The sequence below is a fragment of the Pseudomonas extremorientalis genome (assembly GCF_024584605.1).
In the GTDB taxonomy this organism is placed as follows: domain Bacteria; phylum Pseudomonadota; class Gammaproteobacteria; order Pseudomonadales; family Pseudomonadaceae; genus Aquipseudomonas; species Aquipseudomonas extremorientalis.
The window spans coordinates 1753321-1769950 of sequence record NZ_CP089519.1; the positions used below are offsets into that span (position 1 = coordinate 1753321).

The 16630-nt window shown below is 61.8% G+C and carries 16 protein-coding genes; 9 read left to right on the plus strand and 7 right to left on the minus strand.

Annotated elements, in window-relative coordinates; translation table 11 throughout:
• Nucleotide 1 precedes the first annotated feature (1 nt).
• Entirely contained in the window at nt 2-280 is a 279-nt protein-coding gene (locus LUU92_RS07810) for a hypothetical protein (RefSeq protein ID WP_071488985.1), read from the plus strand.
• Here the strand turns inward: LUU92_RS07810 and LUU92_RS07815 are convergent.
• On the minus strand, nt 277-750 hold the full coding sequence (locus LUU92_RS07815) for a cyclic nucleotide-binding domain-containing protein (protein WP_071488986.1): 474 nt from the start codon (nt 748-750) through the stop codon (nt 277-279). The two genes, LUU92_RS07810 and LUU92_RS07815, sit on opposite strands and share 4 nt — an antisense overlap.
• A 68-nt stretch (nt 751-818) precedes the next feature.
• Entirely contained in the window at nt 819-2861 is a 2043-nt protein-coding gene (locus tag LUU92_RS07820) for a S9 family peptidase (protein ID WP_071488987.1), read from the minus strand.
• Nucleotides 2862-2886: 25 nt separating this feature from the next.
• Between LUU92_RS07820 and LUU92_RS07825 the strand changes: the two genes are divergently transcribed.
• Genes LUU92_RS07825 through LUU92_RS07835 form a run of 3 tightly spaced genes read left to right on the plus strand, consistent with a single transcriptional unit; the run spans nt 2887 to nt 4784 of the window.
• Nucleotides 2887-3423: a hypothetical protein gene (locus tag LUU92_RS07825; RefSeq protein WP_058425328.1), complete on the plus strand. Its 537-nt coding sequence runs from the start codon at nt 2887-2889 to the stop codon at nt 3421-3423.
• A 30-nt stretch (nt 3424-3453) separates the two neighbouring features.
• Nucleotides 3454-4230 carry a class II glutamine amidotransferase gene (locus LUU92_RS07830; protein ID WP_071488988.1) on the plus strand — a complete coding sequence of 259 codons (777 nt, stop codon included), beginning with the start codon at nt 3454-3456 and terminating at the stop codon, nt 4228-4230.
• Between the two features lie 11 nt (nt 4231-4241).
• Nucleotides 4242-4784 carry a DUF2937 family protein gene (locus LUU92_RS07835; protein WP_071488989.1) on the plus strand — a complete coding sequence of 181 codons (543 nt, stop codon included), beginning with the start codon at nt 4242-4244 and terminating at the stop codon, nt 4782-4784.
• A gap of 49 nt (nt 4785-4833) precedes the next feature.
• Here the strand turns inward: LUU92_RS07835 and LUU92_RS07840 are convergent, their stop codons facing one another.
• Complete coding sequence (locus tag LUU92_RS07840) at nt 4834-5757, minus strand: LysR family transcriptional regulator (RefSeq protein ID WP_257103380.1); 924 nt, start codon at nt 5755-5757, stop codon at nt 4834-4836.
• Nucleotides 5758-5933: 176 nt separating this feature from the next.
• Between LUU92_RS07840 and LUU92_RS07845 the strand changes: the two genes are divergently transcribed.
• From LUU92_RS07845 to LUU92_RS07855, 3 genes are read left to right on the plus strand one after another with little or no spacing between them, the layout of a single operon-like run.
• A complete protein-coding gene (locus tag LUU92_RS07845) occupies nt 5934-6674 on the plus strand; it encodes a 5-oxoprolinase subunit PxpA (protein ID WP_222541205.1) in 741 nt (246 codons plus the stop codon).
• Nucleotides 6671-7375 carry a 5-oxoprolinase subunit B family protein gene (locus tag LUU92_RS07850; protein WP_222541206.1) on the plus strand — a complete coding sequence of 235 codons (705 nt, stop codon included), beginning with the start codon at nt 6671-6673 and terminating at the stop codon, nt 7373-7375. Before LUU92_RS07845 ends, LUU92_RS07850 begins: the two co-directional genes overlap by 4 nt.
• Nucleotides 7372-8286 carry a 5-oxoprolinase subunit C family protein gene (locus LUU92_RS07855; protein ID WP_257103381.1) on the plus strand — a complete coding sequence of 305 codons (915 nt, stop codon included), beginning with the start codon at nt 7372-7374 and terminating at the stop codon, nt 8284-8286. Before LUU92_RS07850 ends, LUU92_RS07855 begins: the two co-directional genes overlap by 4 nt.
• Before the next feature lie 76 nt (nt 8287-8362).
• Here the strand turns inward: LUU92_RS07855 and LUU92_RS07860 are convergent, their stop codons facing one another.
• From LUU92_RS07860 to LUU92_RS07870, 3 genes are all read right to left on the minus strand, one after another.
• On the minus strand, nt 8363-9541 hold the full coding sequence (locus LUU92_RS07860) for a vWA domain-containing protein (protein ID WP_071488994.1): 1179 nt from the start codon (nt 9539-9541) through the stop codon (nt 8363-8365).
• Entirely contained in the window at nt 9541-10386 is an 846-nt protein-coding gene (locus LUU92_RS07865) for an AAA family ATPase (RefSeq protein ID WP_003189627.1), read from the minus strand. Before LUU92_RS07865 ends, LUU92_RS07860 begins: the two co-directional genes overlap by 1 nt.
• Before the next feature lie 99 nt (nt 10387-10485).
• The gene (locus LUU92_RS07870) at nt 10486-11562 is read right to left on the minus strand and encodes a DUF748 domain-containing protein (RefSeq protein ID WP_257103382.1); all 1077 of its coding nucleotides are present in this window, start codon (nt 11560-11562) and stop codon (nt 10486-10488) included.
• 126 nt (nt 11563-11688) lie between these two features.
• Here LUU92_RS07870 and cysK point away from each other — a divergent pair, with 126 nt between their 5' ends.
• Together cysK and LUU92_RS07880 are read left to right on the plus strand one after the other, a co-directional pair.
• Entirely contained in the window at nt 11689-12663 is a 975-nt protein-coding gene (gene cysK, locus LUU92_RS07875; RefSeq protein WP_071488996.1) for a cysteine synthase A, read from the plus strand.
• Between the two features lie 109 nt (nt 12664-12772).
• On the plus strand, nt 12773-13711 hold the full coding sequence (locus LUU92_RS07880) for an aspartyl/asparaginyl beta-hydroxylase domain-containing protein (RefSeq protein ID WP_071488997.1): 939 nt from the start codon (nt 12773-12775) through the stop codon (nt 13709-13711).
• Nucleotides 13712-13795: 84 nt separating this feature from the next.
• On the opposite strand, the gene acnA is transcribed toward LUU92_RS07880, so the two are convergent.
• Nucleotides 13796-16537, minus strand: a complete 2742-nt coding sequence (acnA, locus tag LUU92_RS07885; RefSeq protein WP_071488998.1) for an aconitate hydratase AcnA — start codon at nt 16535-16537, stop codon at nt 13796-13798.
• Between the last annotated feature and the right edge of the window lie 93 nt (nt 16538-16630).

The window sequence follows — 16630 nt, forward strand, 5'->3', positions numbered from 1 at the left end:
GATGAAGTGCAGCATTCTAACGGTCATTGTGTTGAGCGCGCTCGCCTGTGGTGCGACGCAGGCTCAGGAGTTGCAAACCGTACCGGTCGCGCCCGCCCCGACGCCAGGCGCGCCGGGCACGCCGACACCGACGTTGTACCCGCAAGTCACCCCGCCTGCCGTGCCCAAGACCAACGGTTCGCCACCACTGGTGCCTATCGTGCTGCCCACGCCGCCGAAGGACCAGACGGTGCCCGGCCTGTTGCAGAACGACAGCAAGCCGAAGTCGCCGGGCGGTTAGAACTGCTGGGACAGTAACTGCCCGTCGGCCATGCGCAGGCGCTTGGACAAGGCGATGGCTATCGCGCGGATGATCTTGGCGGCGATCCTGGGCGCTTCGTTGAGCATCTTTTCCAGGGAATCCCGGCCCAGGTTCAGCAGCACGCAGTCACTGGCCGCCACGCAACTGGCGGAACGCCGCTCGCCGTCAAGTACCGCCATTTCACCAAAGGCCCGGCCGCTGCGCAGGGTAGCGATGGTCAGGCGCTGGCCGTCATGATTGGTTTTCTGCACCGCCACCTGGCCACTGTGGATGATGCACATGAAGGTGCCGGCGTCCCCTTCGAGGAAGATCGCTTCGTCACGGGCAATGCTGCTGATGTTGAAGTAGCCGGCAGCGACGTAAAAGTCTTCCGGCAACAGCGGGTCGAACAGGCCGCAATCCATGAGCATGTCGCGGATTTCGGTATTCATTAATGTCGGTAGTGCCATGGCTGCAATCTTGATCCATCAATCAGTAGGCGGTCCTGTGGTCAGACAGGACCGCCCGGCTAAGTTCCTTAAACCAGCCCCAGCGCCTTGAACACAAATCCATATTCGAGCGCTACGTCACGTAATCCCTGGTAACGACCGCTCATGCCACCGTGGCCGGCGCCCAGTTCGGTCTTGAGCAGCAGCAGGTTGTCGTCGGTCTTGGTGTCGCGCAACTTGGCAACCCATTTGGCGGCCTCCCAGTATTGCACGCGGCTGTCGTTGTAGCCGGCGATCACCAGCAGGTGCGGGTAGGCCTGGGCGCTGACGTTTTCGTAAGGCGCGTAGGCCTTGATGCGCTCATATACTTCGGGCTCTTGCGGATTGCCCCACTCGTCGTACTCGGTGATGGTCAGCGGCAGCTCGGGGTCGAGCATGGTGTTGAGCACGTCGACGAACGGCACTTCGGCAATCGCCGCCTGGAACAGCGCCGGGCGCTGGTTGAGCACGGCGCCGATCAACAGGCCGCCGGCGCTGCCGCCGCTGATCACCAGTTGCCTGGACGTTGTCAGGCCCTCGGCGATCAAGTGTTCGGCACAGGCGATAAAGTCGCTGAAGGTGTTTTGCTTGTGTTCCTGCTTGCCGTTGCGATACCAGGCCTCGCCCAGCTCGCCACCACCGCGCACGTGGGCGATGGCAAACGCTACGCCCCGGTCCAGCAGGCTCAGGCGGGCGTGGGAGAACCAAGGGTCGAGGCTCGAACCGTAGGCGCCGTAGCCGTACAGGTACAGCGGTGTGGGCTTGCCGAGCTGGTCGCGCTTGACCACCAGGCTGATCGGCACCCGGGTGCCGTCCGCGGAGGTGGCCCACAGGCGCTGGCTCACGTAGTCGTCGGCGTTGAACACGCCCAGTACCGGGGTTTCCTTGAGCACCTGTTGTGCACCGTTGGCCAGTTCCAACTGGCGGACCTGGGCCGGGCGGTTCAGGGCTTCGTAGCGCAGGCGGATTTTGTCGCTGACAAACTCCAGGCTGTTCTGTACGTAGAGGCTATAGGCTGCGTCGGGCAATTCCACGCGATACACCGGCAAACCTTCCGGGTGCACCTCGATCACCGGCAGGCCGCCGATGCGCAGGCTCAGGGTCATGGCGCTGGTGTTCAGACTGACGCCGTCGAGCATCACGTCATCACGATGAGGGATCAGGTTCTGCCATTCGCCTTCGGTCGGCACGTCGCCAATGTCGGTGGCCACGAACAGCGCGTAGTTGATGCCATCCCGGTTGCTGCGGATAAACCAGGTCCACGCGCCATTCAGCTGACCGTGATCGACATCGTACTCATGGTCCTCGACCCGTGGTGCCAGGCAGGTGAACGCCAGGTGCGGTTGGTCGGCGTCCAGCGCCCAGACTTCGCTGGTGGTCTTGCTGCCCAGCGACAGCAGCAACTGACGTTCGGAGCTGGAACGGTAGCAATGCAGGAAGAAACGCCCGTCGGGCTCGTGGAACACTTCCTGCGCCGCCGTGCCATCCAGGCGATAGCGATAGAGTTTGTGCGGGCGGTGCGTGTCGTCCAGTTCGCCGAAGAACAGCGTCAGGCTGTCATTGGCCCAGGTCATGCTGCCGTCGCAGTCTTCAAACTCCAGCTCGCTGACCTTGCCGGTGGCCAGTTCCTTCACGTACAGGGTGTAGATCTCTTCGCCACTGGTATCGAGGCTGTAGGCCAGGCGCTGGTGGTCGGGGCTGATGCTGAACGCGCCGAGGGAGAAGAAACCGCCATTGGCCAGTACGTTCGGGTCCAGCAACAGCTCTTCGCTGCTGTCATCCACCTGGTTGCTGTCATCCGCCGGGCGGCGGCAGCGGTAGTGGCGGGCGTACTCGTCACCGGCGGTGGTGCGGGTGTAATACAAGTACGGCCCCCACGGCGAGGGCAGGGACAGGTCGGTTTCGAGGATGCGGCCCTTGATCTCTTCGAACAGGCTGTCGCGCAGCGCCTTCTGGTCGGCGAGTTGCGCTTCCTGCCAGGCATTCTCGGCCTTGAGGTAATCGAGCACCTCGGCGCTGTCACGCTCTTGCAGCCAGGCGTACGGATCGGGGCCTTGGGCCTTGCGGGCAATCGGAGCAGTCGATACAGGCATAGGATTGATCTCTATCTGGCAGACGGTGGCAGGCATTGCAGCCGCGACACGCAAAAGCCGTTATCATAGCCGCCTGTTTGCCAACCTTGCCATGGACACCATGACCGAGAACGACTATCTGACCGCTTGGGGCCTTTACGCCTTCGCCGCTTTGGGCTGCCTGTTGGTGTGGTGGCGCATGACCCGCTGGATCTGGCGCTGGTTGCGCGAGCCGCTGCAATTGCTGATGGCGGTGCTGCTGTTGAGCCCGACCATCGTCGACCCGGTCAAGACCCAGTTCGCGCCGGCGGTGGCCATCACCGCCCTCGATCTGGTGCTCAAGGTCGGCAATAACGCCTGGCGGGCCATCTCCGATCTGTTCATGTACACCATGATCGCCTTTGGCGTGTACCTGGTGTTCGTGTTGATCCGCTGGCCCATCGAGCGTGCCGCCAAGGCCCGTCGCGAGCGCAAGGCCGCCGCCGATGCGGCCCTGGCCGCCGAGCCGGATCAAGATGAAGACGACGTGCCCTTCCGCCGTCCTGCACCCGTGAGCGGTATGCGCGTCGAACCGCGCCTTTAACGTCGTCCGCCCTGCAGCGAGAGCCCTGGCATGTGTGAATTATTGGGCATGAGTGCCAACGTCCCCACCGACATCGTGTTCAGCTTTACCGGGCTGATGCAGCGCGGTGGGCGCACCGGCCCCCACCGTGACGGTTGGGGCATCGCGTTCTACGAAGGCCGTGGCCTGCGTCTGTTCCAGGACCCGGCCGCCAGCAGTGAGTCGGAAGTCGCGCTGCTGGTGCAGCGTTATCCCATCAAAAGCGAAGTGGTCATCGGCCATATCCGCCAGGCCAATGTCGGCAAGGTCAGCCTGGCCAATACCCACCCGTTCGTGCGCGAACTGTGGGGCCGCAACTGGTGCTTCGCCCATAACGGCCAGTTGGCGGACTTCAATCCCCGCGCCACGTTCTACCGCCCGGTGGGCGACACCGACAGTGAAGCGGCCTTCTGCGACCTGCTCAACCGCGTGCGTGAAGCCTTCCCCGAGCCGGTGGACATCGAAAAAGTGCTGCCGGACCTCATCGCCGCCTGTGCCGAATACCGCAGCAAGGGCGTGTTCAACTGCCTGCTCAGCGATGGCGACTGGCTGTTCTGCTACTGTTCGACCAAATTGGCACAGATCACAAGGCGTGCACCGTTCGGCCCGGCGCGCCTGAAAGATGTCGACGTGATCGTCGACTTTCAGGCCGAAACCACACCTAACGATGTGGTGACGGTGATTGCCACCGAACCTTTGACCGACAACGAAAACTGGACCCGCTATGAACCGGGCCAATGGAGCCTGTGGCGACGCGGTGAATGCGTCAGCCAGGGCATTACCGAGTAAGGATATCGCCCATGTTGCTCAGTTATCTGCGGTTGGTGCTGTTTGCGATTGGCCTGCTGATCGGCGTGCAAGTCCCGGGGTTTATCAACGACTATGCCAAGCGCGTCGAAGCGCACCTGATCGAGGCCCAGACCGGCCTCAGCGGGTTTGAAAACACCGCACGCCAGTTCTTCAACGGCGATTTGAAAGCGTTGGTGGCGCATTACCGCGCCAGTGATGACCCGGTGTTCCAGAGCGATGCCAACAGCCTGGGCGCCATGCTTGACCGCCAGGTGGCGTTGGACAAGCAATTCCAGGCCATGCAAGGCCCGTGGTACATCCGCGCCCTGCAGGTGGCGGTGGCGGCCGACCCGGATATCCGCCTGGAAACCTGGAACGGCTACAGCTACCAGATCCTGCTGACGCCCGAGGCCATGGGCTGGGGGCTGGGCGGGGCGATGCTGCTGTCGTTTGGCCTGGAATGCCTGTTCCGCCTGATCGACTGGGTGGTGCTGGGCGGCAAGCGCCTGCGCCAGAGCCGGCCGATCGAAGAGCGCGACCTCAAGGGCCTCTGAGACAAAATGTGGGGGGCTTGCCCCCTCCCACAGTTTTAATCCTGTGTCTTCAGTGAGGTTGTGTGCTCAGTAGCATCCGCTCTACGCCAACCTCTTCGGCATACCGTGCCACCACCTTCTGGCACAGCCCCACAATCTCTTCCACCAACTCCACCCCCACGCGCCACGACACCACCACCTGCAAGTTCGGCAGCTTCTGCGCCATCGGCAACATCACCAACTCCCCACGCGCCAGTTCCTCGCTGACCAGCACCGGCGGCAGGGCGCCGATGCCGAAGCCATCGCGCAGCAGGCGGGTGATGGCCGACACCGAGTTCACACAGTTCATGCGTGGCGCGGCCACGCCGTTGGCTTGCATCAGGCTGATCACGTCCTGGTGCGGGTGGGAGTTTTTCGAGTAGGTGATGATGCGCTCCTGGGCCAGTTCGGCGAGGGAAGCGTAGTCGCGGTTGTAGATCGACTGGCTGGCGACGATCCAGGCCATGGGGTGGCTGGCCAGTTCCAGGCTGCGCACGGTTTCCAGGCGCAGCAGGTCGGTTTGCAGGATCAGGTCGAGGAAGCCTTTTTGCAACTGATCGCTGAGGTTCAGTGCAGTATCGGCGACCAATTCGATTTCCACGAGGGGGGAGTGGTCCATCAATTCCGCCACCAAGGGGCTGAGCCAAGTATGGATCACCGTGTCCATCGCACCGATGCGGATGCGCCCGACCTTGCTGCTGGTGGTCTCCAGGGACTGCTTCAGGCCCTGCATGGTCAACATCATCTGCTCGGCGTAATCCAGCACCTTCAAGCCTTCCGGGGTCAGGCTCACGCCCCGTGAGTCACGCAGAAACAACTTCACCCCCAACTCGCTTTCCAGCACCGCGATGCGGCTGGAGATCGAGGCCTGGGTAGTGAACAGCTTCTCGGCGGTCAGGCGAAAACTCTTGAGCTTGGCCACCCAGACGAAGGTTTCGAGGAACTTCAAATTCATGGGATCAACTTTTTCTTATGCATGGATCGGTTTTTATTAGTTGGACGCCGCACCGGGCCAGCGCCAAAAATCGAGCCATTCCACCATAAGCGCCGTTGGGGTATCAGGACAAGTTGCGAGTTCTGCGTAAAAAATCCCACACTACAAGAAAACAACGCCTACAGGAGCGACAGTCCGTGAGCCGTCTTTTACTCAATTGCGACATCGGCGAAAGCTTTGGCAACTGGACCATGGGGCTGGACGCCGAGGTCATGCCGTTCATCGATTGCGCCAACGTGGCCTGCGGTTTCCATGCCGGTGACCCGAGCATCATGCGCAAGACCGTCAGCCTGGCGCTCAAGCATGGCGTGCAAATCGGTGCACACCCGGCGTACCAGGACCTGCAAGGCTTTGGCCGTCGCTCCATGGCTTATACCCCGCAGGAAATCCAGGACCTGTTGCACTACCAGATCGGTGCGCTCGATGGTCTCTGCCGTGCCCAGGGCGGGCGGGTCAGCTACGTCAAGCCCCATGGTGCGATGTACAACGACATGATGGCCAACCCCGTGCAATTGCGCGCGGTGATCCAGGCCGTGGCGGCGTACGGCGAACTGCCGCTGATGCTGCTCGCCACCCGTGACAACAGCGCGGCCCAGGCCTTGGGCGCCGAATACGGTGTCACCCTGTGGTTCGAAGCCTTCGCCGACCGCGCCTATGACAACAAAGGGCACCTGGTGTCGCGGCAGTTGCCGGGCGCCGTGCACCATGATTCCGACACCATCGTGCAGCAGGCCCTGACCCTTGCCCGTGGTGAGGCGCTGATTGCCAGCGACGGCAGCCCGCTGCTCCTGCAAGCCAATACCCTGTGCGTGCACGGCGACAACGCGAGCTCGGTCGCGGCCGTACAGCGCATCCGCGAGGCATTGAAGCCAGCATGAAGCCACGGATTGAAGTGGTCGCCATCGACTGCCTGATGGTGCGCCTGTTTGATGCTATCGCCGAAACCAACATGCCGTGGATGCTCGCCGCTACCCAGCGCCTGCGCAGTGGCTTCGGCGCCGCGCTGGTGGACCTGGTGCCGTCCTATACCACTTTGATGGTGCATTACGACCTCGGCGCCGTGAACCCGGCCCAGGCGCGGGCACTGATCGAGCAGGCCCTTGCCGGCCTGCAACCGCAAGCCCAGGGCGGCGGCCAGTGCCATGTGCTGCCGGTGTGGTACGACTTGAGCGTCGGCCCGGAATTGACCTTGCTCAGCCAGCGCAGCGGTTTGGCTATCGACGAAGTGATCCGCCGCCACAGTGCCCACGAGTACCAGGTGTTTGCCCTCGGTTTCGCGCCCGGCTTCGCCTTTATGGGGTTGGTGGATGAAGTTCTTGCCACGCCGCGTCTGAATACCCCACGCAAACGCGTGGCGGCCGGTAGCGTCGGCATCGCCGAACGACAAACCGCCGCCTACCCGGTGGTGTCGCCGGGCGGCTGGAACCTGATCGGCCGCACGCCGGCCAGGCTCTTCGACCGCGGGCGCGACGGCTACAGCCTGATGCAGCCCGGCGACACGGTGCGCTTCGAAGCGGTCGAGCGTGCTGAATTCATCAAGTTGGGTGGCGATGATACGCCGTTGGAGGCGCTGGCATGAGTCGCTTACTGATCGAGGCCAGCACGCCGTTGTGCCTGTTGCAGGACGCTGGTCGCTTTGGCGTACGCCACCTGGGCGTGACCCAGGGCGGGGCGCTGGACTGGGTGTCGATGTCCTGGGCGAACTGGCTGCTGGGCAATGCACTGGACGCGCCGGTGGTGGAAATCACCCTGGGCGGTTTCACCGTGCAGGCCGAGGATTATTGCCTGCTGGCCCTGGCCGGTGCAGACCTGGGCGCGTACATCGATGAACGTGCCATCAGCCCGGGCCGCAGTTTTATCCTGCAAAAGGGCCAGCGTTTGCGCTTCACCCAGCCGTTCAGCGGTGCGCGGGTCTATCTTGCGGCTCCGGGCGGCTTTGATGCGCCGGCTGTGCTTGGCAGTTGCGCCACGGTTGTGCGTGAAGAGTTGGGCGGGGTGGACGGTTTCGGCAAGGCGTTGGCCGAAGGAGGGCGCTTGGTCTACTCCGGTACAGGTGGTGCAATGAAGGTGCTGAGTGCACCGGATTTGCAACCCGGTAAACCGTTGGATGTGATCGTTGGTGCACAGATTGGCCAATTCAGCGGCCAGAGCCTATTCGACGCCTTCAACACCGCATGGGCCCTCGACAGCCGCGCCGACCGCATGGGTATGCGCCTGCTGGGCGCGCCGTTGCAATACCAGGGACCGTCGCTGATTTCCGAAGGCATTCCGCTGGGCGCGATCCAGGTTCCGCCGGATGGGCAGCCGATCGTGTTACTCAATGATCGACAGACCATCGGTGGCTATCCGCGCCTGGGTGCATTGACGCCGTTGTCGCTGGCGCGGCTGGCGCAACGCTTGCCGGGGGAGACGGTGCGGTTGGCGCCGGTCGTACAACAGACAGCCCACCAGCAGCACATCGACTTTATGAAGCGGTTCACCACGACCTGAAAAACACTGAGGTCAAAATGTGGGAGGGGGCAAGCCCCCTCCCACATTGGATCTCCTACAGTATTAGGGGAGGCGTTTATTTGGAGAGGAAGCGCATCCCTTCTTCAAGCCCGCGCAAGGTCAGCGGATACATCTGATCTTCCACCAACTCCCGCACAATCCCCGTTGACGCCGTATACCCCCAAGTGTCCTTGGGATACGGGTTGATCCAGATCAGCTTCTTGTACTTGGCCATGAAGCGCTGCATCCACACATACCCAGGCTCCTCGTTCCAATGCTCGACGCTGCCGCCGGCCTGGGTGATCTCATACGGTGCCATCGAGGCATCGCCGATAAAGATCACTTTGTAATCCGCGCCGTATTTGTGCAGCAGGTCCTGGGTCGAGGTGCGTTCCGAGGTGCGGCGCTGGTTGTTCTTCCACACTGATTCGTACACGAAGTTGTGGAAGTAGAAGTACTCCAGGTGCTTGAACTCGGTCTTGCACGCAGAGAACAGTTCTTCGCAGATCTTCACATGGGCGTCCATCGAACCGCCGATATCGAACAGCAACAGCAGCTTGATGGTGTTGCGCCGCTCCGGGCGCATCTGGATATTCAGCAAGCCGGCGTCGCGGGCGGTGTGGTCGATGGTGCCGTCGATATCCAGCTCTTCCGCCGCGCCCTGGCGCGCAAATTTGCGCAGGCGGCGCAGGGCGACCTTGATGTTGCGCGTGCCCAGTTCCACTTGGTCATCGAGGTTCTTGTACTCGCGCTGGTCCCACACCTTGACGGCCTTGCCCTGGCGCTTGCCGGCATCGCCGACGCGAATGCCTTCGGGGTTATAGCCGCCGGAACCAAACGGGCTGGTGCCACCGGTGCCGATCCACTTGTTGCCGCCGGCATGGCGCTCTTTCTGTTCTTCCAGGCGCTTCTTGAATTCCTCGATCAGCTTGTCGAGGCCGCCGAGGGACTGGATCTGCGCACGTTCCTCATCGGTCAGCGAGCGTTCGAACTCCTTGCGCAGCCACTCTTCGGGGATCAACGCCTGCAGGTGGTCGTCGAGCTTTTCCAGGCCGTTGAAATAGGCACCGAAGGCCCGGTCGAACTTGTCGAAATGCCGTTCATCCTTGACCAGGATCGCCCGGGCCAGGTAGTAGAACTCGTCCATGTCGGCAAAGGTCACGCGCTGCTTCAGCGCATTGATAAGGTCAAGCAGCTCGCGCACCGACACCGGCACCTTGGCTGCGCGCATCTCGTTGAACAGGTTGAGCAACATCAGCGATTACCGCGACGGCTCATGAACGCCAGACGTTCCAGCAACTGCACGTCTTGCTCGTTCTTCACCAACGCACCGGCCAGCGGCGGGATGGCCTTGGTCGGGTCGCGCTCGCGCAGCACCGCTTCGCCGATGTTGTCGGCCATCAGCAGCTTGAGCCAGTCGACCAGTTCGGAGGTGGAGGGCTTTTTCTTCAGGCCGGGCACTTTGCGCACGTCGAAGAACACGTCGAGCGCTTCGCTGACCAGGTCTTTCTTGATGTCCGGGTAGTGCACATCCACGATCTTCTGCAGGGTGGTGCGGTCGGGGAAAGCGATGTAGTGGAAGAAGCAGCGGCGCAGGAACGCGTCCGGCAGTTCTTTTTCGTTGTTGGAGGTAATGATGATGATCGGGCGTTTCTTGGCCTTGATGGTCTCGTCGATTTCGTAGACGTAGAACTCCATCTTGTCGAGTTCTTGCAGCAAGTCGTTGGGGAACTCGATGTCGGCCTTGTCGATTTCGTCGATCAGCAGGATCACCCGCTCTTCGGATTCGAAGGCCTCCCAGAGCTTGCCCTTCTTCAGGTAGTTGCGCACGTCGTGCACCTTGTCCACGCCCAGTTGCGAGTCGCGCAGACGGCTTACCGCGTCGTACTCGTACAGGCCCTGATGGGCCTTGGTGGTGGACTTGATGTGCCAGGTAATCAGCCTGGCACCGAAGGACTCGGCCAGTTGCTCGGCGAGCATGGTCTTGCCGGTGCCCGGTTCGCCCTTGACCAGCAGCGGCCGTTCCAGGGTGATGGCGGCGTTGACGGCCAGTTTCAGGTCATCGGTAGCCACATAGGCCTGGGTGCCTTCGAACTTCATCGGTGCTTCCTCGCATTCATCAATGCCGGGACTATACCGCGCAGCCCCGGCGACTGTGAACGCAGGGGGAATATTCAGTCTCTGAATGACCGGTCACATTCAATCCGCCGAAGGTTTGGGCTGTTCATACCGCGCATTGAACGCCTGGATAAACCCATTGCGCAAAATCGCCAAAAACGCCGAGAACGCGCTGACATTCTGCTGGTGCACGCTGCCACTGAGTTCGACACGGGTGGCAAACTGGTTTTTGTGCTGGTTTTTCAGCACGGTTTCGCTGGCGCCGACCACGGCTTCCCAGATCGAGCGGAAGATGTTCTTGTCTTTGTTTTCCACGTCCTGCTGCCAGTCGAACACTTCGACATCGCGCAGCAGCGGCTTGATATAGCCGGTCAACTGGCCGTTATCCGCCTGGGCTTCGATCACCACATCACCGGTGCCGGCCTTGAAGTCGAACTTGCCATAGGCCGAAGCGAAGTCATTCATGCGCTTGAGCTGCAGGTCCTTGGCGCGGAAGCGGAATTCGAAGTTTTCAAAGTTGCTCAGCGGGTCGAAAGTGGCGCTGGCTTCCAGCGGCGCCTGGCCCTGGAGCAGGGCCTTGCCGTCGAAGCGGGCATCGCGCTTGCCCTTGACGTCGACCACGTTGGTCAGGTTATAGAAGCTGGCGTTGACTGACGTTGCATTGAGATTGACCGGTGGTTTGGAGCTGAAGTTGTGGAAGGCAATCTTGCCCTCTTCGATGCGCACTTCATCGAGGGTGATGGGCGCCAGCTTGCTCAACTGCTCGCGCCAGTCAGTGCCTTTACCGGTCTGGGAGGCCTGCTTGTTGGCGCCGCCGTCGACGAAGTTCACCTCAGGGTTGATGAACAGCACCTTGGCCACTACCGCATGGTCGTACCACAACGAGTGCCAGCTCACTGCCAGGTCGATCAGCGGCGCCTTGACGAACGGTACTGGCACCTTGCCGTCGACCTTGATGATCTCCAAACCGTTGATCTTGTAGGCGCCACGCCACAGGGCCAGGTCGACGTCGGTGACGTGGCCGCGATAGTCCCCCATCTCAGCGAGCTTGTCATTCAGGTAGTTGCGCACCAGATAGGGCAGGGCAATGCTCAAGGCGACCAGTACCACCAGTACTCCGGCAACGGTCCATAGTGGCCAGCTGTAGCGACGTTTCATGGGAGGGATCCTCTGTCCGTATAGGGGATGGACTCTTGCGATGGGCGCAACGTTCCTCCGACTGGACGCTTTGCAGCACGAGGCATACCCTTGTTGCCTTCCTGAATACCGCCAATAGGACCCGTCATGAGCCGCATCTTTGCAGACAACGCGCACTCCATCGGTAATACGCCCCTGGTGCAGATCAACCGGATCGCACCGCGTGGCGTGACCATCCTGGCCAAGATCGAAGGACGTAACCCGGGCTACTCGGTGAAGTGCCGCATTGGCGCCAACATGATCTGGGACGCCGAAAGCACCGGCAAACTCAAGCCGGGCATGACCATCGTCGAACCTACCTCCGGCAACACCGGCATCGGCCTGGCATTTGTCGCCGCTGCCCGTGGCTACAAGTTGCTGCTGACCATGCCGGCATCCATGAGCATCGAGCGTCGCAAGGTACTCAAGGCCCTCGGCGCTGAATTGGTGCTGACCGAGCCGGCCAAGGGCATGAAGGGTGCAATCGAAAAGGCCGGCGAAATCGTCGCCAGCGATCCGGCCACCTACTTTATGCCGGCTCAGTTCGAAAACCCGGCGAATCCGGCGATCCACGAGAAAACCACCGGTCCGGAAATCTGGAATGACACCGATGGCGCCGTGGACGTGCTGGTGGCGGGCGTGGGCACCGGTGGCACCATCACCGGCGTGTCGCGCTATATCAAGAACATCGCGGGCAAGCCGATCCTGTCGGTGGCGGTCGAGCCGATGGTCTCCCCGGTGATCACCCAGGCCCTGGCCGGTGAAGAGATCAAGCCCAGCCCGCACAAGATCCAGGGCATCGGCGCCGGGTTTGTGCCGAAGAACCTTGACCTGTCGATGGTTGACCGTGTGGAACTGGTGACCGACGACGAATCCAAGGCCATGGCCCTGCGCCTGATGCAGGAGGAGGGGATTCTGTGCGGTATCTCCTGCGGCGCGGCGATGGCCGTGGCCGTGCGCCTGGCCGAGAAGCCGGAAATGCAGGGCAAGACCATCGTGGTGATCCTGCCGGACTCCGGTGAGCGTTACCTGTCGAGCATGCTGTTCAGCGATTTGTTTACCGAGCAGGAAAACCAGGCTTGATGTATGTCAGCGCCAACACCTTAGGCCTTCTGCATACTGGCCCAACTGTTTATCATGGCCGGCTGCTACGTCTGCTGTTGGCCAGGCGCTTATTTCCAGGAGTTGCTGCATGACCTTTTCTTTGGCCGCCAAGCTGTCGGTGCTGGCGTTGTTTATCGGCAGCACGCTGTATGTGCACCTGCGCGGCAAGGCGCGTTTGCCGATGTTGCGCCAGTTCGTCAACCATTCGGCGCTGTTCGCCCCGTATAACGCCTTGATGTACCTGTTCTCGGCCGTGCCGTCCAAGCCATACCTGGATCGCAGCAAGTTCCCGGAACTGGACGTGCTCAAGGACAACTGGGAAGTGATTCGCGAAGAGGCCATGCACCTGTTCGACGAGGGCTACATCCGCGCCGCCGAAAAGAACAACGACGCCGGTTTTGGCTCGTTTTTCAAGAAGGGCTGGAAGCGTTTCTACCTCAAGTGGTACGACAAACCGCTGCCATCGGCCGAGGCGCTGTGCCCCAGAACCGTGGCCTTGGTGAGCAGCATTCCCAATGTGAAAGGCGCGATGTTCGCGCTGTTGCCGGGCGGCAGCCACCTCAACCCGCACCGCGACCCGTTTGCCGGTTCCCTGCGTTACCACCTGGGCCTTTCCACGCCGAACTCCGACGACTGCCGCATCTTCGTCGACGGCCAGGTCTATGCCTGGCGCGACGGTGAAGACGTGATGTTCGACGAAACCTACGTGCACTGGGTCAAGAACGAAACCGAACAGACCCGCGTGATCCTGTTCTGCGACATCGAGCGACCGCTGAGTAACCGCCTGATGACCCGGGTCAATCGCTGGGTCAGCAAGCAGTTGGGCCGCGCGACTGCGCCGCAGAACCTGGATGACGAGCGCGTGGGTGGGATCAACCAGGCGTATGCCTGGAGCAAGACCTTCAGCGACAAGTTCAGCGGCGTGGTCAAGCAGTGGAAGCGCAAGCATCCGAAGGCTTACCGCATTGCGCGGCCGGTGTTGGCTGTAGTCGTGCTGGTGCTGCTGTGGAAGTGGTTGTTCGGCTGATTTGAAACGTTAACGCGGTCAAAATGTGGGAGGGGCGGTGCGACGGTTCGACTTGCCCCTCCCACATTTGATCACCTTTGATCTTTAGCTGGCGATCAACTGGCGCAGCACATAGTGCAGGATGCCACCCGACTTGAAGTACTCCACTTCATTCAACGTATCGATCCGGCACAACACTTCAACCTTCTCCGTACTGCCATCCTCCCGCGTAATCACCAGCGTCAGGTTCATGCGCGGCACGATCTCCACATCGCTCAGCCCGAGAATGTCGATTTTCTCCTTGCCGGTCAGCTTGAGCGACTTGCGGTTCTGGTCCAGCTTGAACTGCAATGGCAACACGCCCATGCCCACCAGGTTGGAGCGGTGGATACGCTCGAAACTTTCGGCGATCACCGCCTTGACCCCCAGCAGGTTGGTGCCCTTGGCCGCCCAGTCGCGGCTGGAGCCGGTGCCGTATTCCTGGCCGGCGATCACCACCAGCGGCGTGCCCGACGCCTGGTATTTCATCGAGGCGTCGTAGATCGGCATTTTCTCGCCGGTTGGGATGTACAGCGTATTGCCGCCTTCCTCACCGCCGAGCATTTCATTGCGGATACGGATGTTGGCAAAGGTGCCGCGCATCATCACTTCATGGTTGCCACGGCGTGAGCCGTAGGAGTTGAAGTCGCGAGGCTCCACGCCTTGTTCGCGCAGGTAACGGCCGGCGGGGCTGTCGGTCTTGATATTGCCGGCGGGGGAGATGTGGTCGGTGGTCACCGAATCGCCCAACAGGGCCAGCACATTGGCGCCCTTGACGTCTTTGATCACCGGCAGGGGGCCGGCAATATCATCGAAGAACGGCGGGTGCTGGATGTAGGTGGAGTCCTTCTGCCACACGTAAGTGGCGGCCTGTGGCACTTCAATCGCTTGCCATTGCGCGTCACCGGCAAACACTTCGGCGTATTCCTTGTGGAACATGCCGGTGCTGACCTGCGCCACGGCGTCGGCGATTTCTTTGCTGCTCGGCCAGATGTCCTTGAGGTACACCGGGTTGCCTTGCTGGTCGTTACCCAGCGGTTCGCTGCTGATATCGATGCGCACGGTGCCGGCCAGGGCATAAGCGACGACCAGTGGTGGTGACGCCAACCAGTTGGTTTTCACCAGTGGGTGCACACGGCCCTCGAAGTTGCGGTTGCCGGACAGCACCGATGCCACCGCGAGGTCCGCCTTCTGGATGGCTTTTTCAATCGGCTCCGGTAATGGTCCGGAGTTGCCGATGCAGGTGGTGCAGCCATAGCCGACCAGGTCGAAGCCGAGCGTGTCCAGGTACTGGGTCAGGCCGGCGGCCTTGTAGTAGTCGGTGACCACCTTGGAGCCGGGGGCCAGCGAGGTTTTCACCCAGGGCTTGCGGGTCAGGCCCTTTTCCACGGCCTTTTTCGCCACCAGCCCGGCGGCCATCATCACGCTAGGGTTGGAGGTGTTGGTGCAGGAGGTGATCGCGGCGATCACCACCGCGCCGTTTTTCAGGCGATAGGTCTGGCCGTCGTATTCGTAGTCGGCTTCGCCCACCAGGTCGGCATTGCCCACGGCCACGCCGCCGCCGCCTTCGCTTTCCAGGCGACCTTCTTCCTTGGTAGTGGGTTTGAATTGCAGGTCGAGGAAATCGCTGAAGGCCTGGCCCACATTCGGCAGGGCTACGCGGTCCTGTGGGCGCTTCGGCCCGGCCAGGCTGGCTTCGACGCTGCCCATGTCGAGGGCCAGGCTGTCGGTGAACACCGGTTCCTGGCCGGCGTTGCGCCACAGGCCCTGGGCTTTGGTGTACGCCTCGACCAACTTCACGGTTTCTGCCGGGCGCCCGGACAGGCGCAGGTAGTCCAACGTCACCTCATCCACCGGGAAAAAGCCGCAGGTGGCGCCGTATTCCGGGGCCATGTTGGCGATGGTGGCGCGGTCGGCCAACGGCAGGTCGGCCAGGCCGTCGCCGTAGAACTCGACGAACTTGCCCACCACGCCCTTTTTGCGCAGCATCTGGGTCACCGTCAGCACCAGGTCGGTGGCGGTGATGCCTTCCTTCAATTTGCCGGTGAGCTTGAAGCCGATCACTTCCGGGATCAGCATCGACACCGGTTGGCCGAGCATCGCCGCTTCCGCCTCGATCCCGCCCACGCCCCAGCCGAGTACGCCAAGGCCGTTGATCATGGTGGTGTGGGAGTCGGTGCCGACCAGGGTGTCCGGGAAGGCATAGGTGCGGCCGTCTTCGTCTTTGGTCCACACCGTGCGGCCCAGGTATTCGAGGTTGACCTGGTGGCAGATGCCGGTGCCCGGCGGCACCACGCTGAAGTTGTCGAAGGCGCTCTGGCCCCAGCGCAGGAAGGCGTAGCGTTCGCCGTTGCGCTGCATCTCGATGTCGACGTTCTGCTCAAAGGCACTGGTGCTGCCGAACTTGTCGACCATCACCGAGTGGTCGATCACCAGGTCCACGGGGGAGAGCGGGTTGATGCGCTGCGGGTCGCCCCCGGCCTTGGCCACGGCGGCGCGCATGGCGGCCAGGTCGACCACGGCGGGTACGCCGGTGAAGTCTTGCATCAATACCCGGGCCGGGCGGTACTGGATCTCGCGGTCGGACTGACGTTCCTTGAGCCACGCGGCAATGGCCTTGAGGTCGGCGCCGGTGACGGTCTTGTCGTCTTCCCAGCGCAGCAGGTTTTCCAGCAGCACCTTGAGCGACATCGGCAGCTTGTCGAGGTCACCCAGGCTCTTGGCGGCCTCGGGCAAACTGAAGTAGTGATAGGTCTTGTTGTCGATTTGCAGTGTTTTAAGGGTTCTCAGGCTATCAAGCGATGACATGACACAACTCCTTATGGTCCGCACGGCTACGGACCCGACGGGACGAACAGAGCTATCAACTTAGCCCTGTTTTCATTAGCAGGCTAATAACTG

Coding starts and splice junctions, on each gene's coding strand:
- LUU92_RS07870 (WP_257103382.1), bottom strand. CDS start 11,562: ATGAAACGTCGCTACAGCTGGCCACTATGGACCGTTGCCGGAGTACTG.
- LUU92_RS07865 (WP_003189627.1), bottom strand. CDS start 10,386: ATGAAGTTCGAAGGCACCCAGGCCTATGTGGCTACCGATGACCTGAAA.
- LUU92_RS07830 (WP_071488988.1), top strand. CDS start 3,454: ATGTGTGAATTATTGGGCATGAGTGCCAACGTCCCCACCGACATCGTG.
- LUU92_RS07810 (WP_071488985.1), top strand. CDS start 2: ATGAAGTGCAGCATTCTAACGGTCATTGTGTTGAGCGCGCTCGCCTGT.
- acnA (WP_071488998.1), bottom strand. CDS start 16,537: ATGTCATCGCTTGATAGCCTGAGAACCCTTAAAACACTGCAAATCGAC.
- LUU92_RS07850 (WP_222541206.1), top strand. CDS start 6,671: ATGAAGCCACGGATTGAAGTGGTCGCCATCGACTGCCTGATGGTGCGC.
- LUU92_RS07820 (WP_071488987.1), bottom strand. CDS start 2,861: ATGCCTGTATCGACTGCTCCGATTGCCCGCAAGGCCCAAGGCCCCGAT.
- LUU92_RS07815 (WP_071488986.1), bottom strand. CDS start 750: ATGGCACTACCGACATTAATGAATACCGAAATCCGCGACATGCTCATG.
- LUU92_RS07855 (WP_257103381.1), top strand. CDS start 7,372: ATGAGTCGCTTACTGATCGAGGCCAGCACGCCGTTGTGCCTGTTGCAG.
- LUU92_RS07840 (WP_257103380.1), bottom strand. CDS start 5,757: ATGAATTTGAAGTTCCTCGAAACCTTCGTCTGGGTGGCCAAGCTCAAG.
- LUU92_RS07835 (WP_071488989.1), top strand. CDS start 4,242: ATGTTGCTCAGTTATCTGCGGTTGGTGCTGTTTGCGATTGGCCTGCTG.
- cysK (WP_071488996.1), top strand. CDS start 11,689: ATGAGCCGCATCTTTGCAGACAACGCGCACTCCATCGGTAATACGCCC.
- LUU92_RS07860 (WP_071488994.1), bottom strand. CDS start 9,541: ATGTTGCTCAACCTGTTCAACGAGATGCGCGCAGCCAAGGTGCCGGTG.
- LUU92_RS07880 (WP_071488997.1), top strand. CDS start 12,773: ATGACCTTTTCTTTGGCCGCCAAGCTGTCGGTGCTGGCGTTGTTTATC.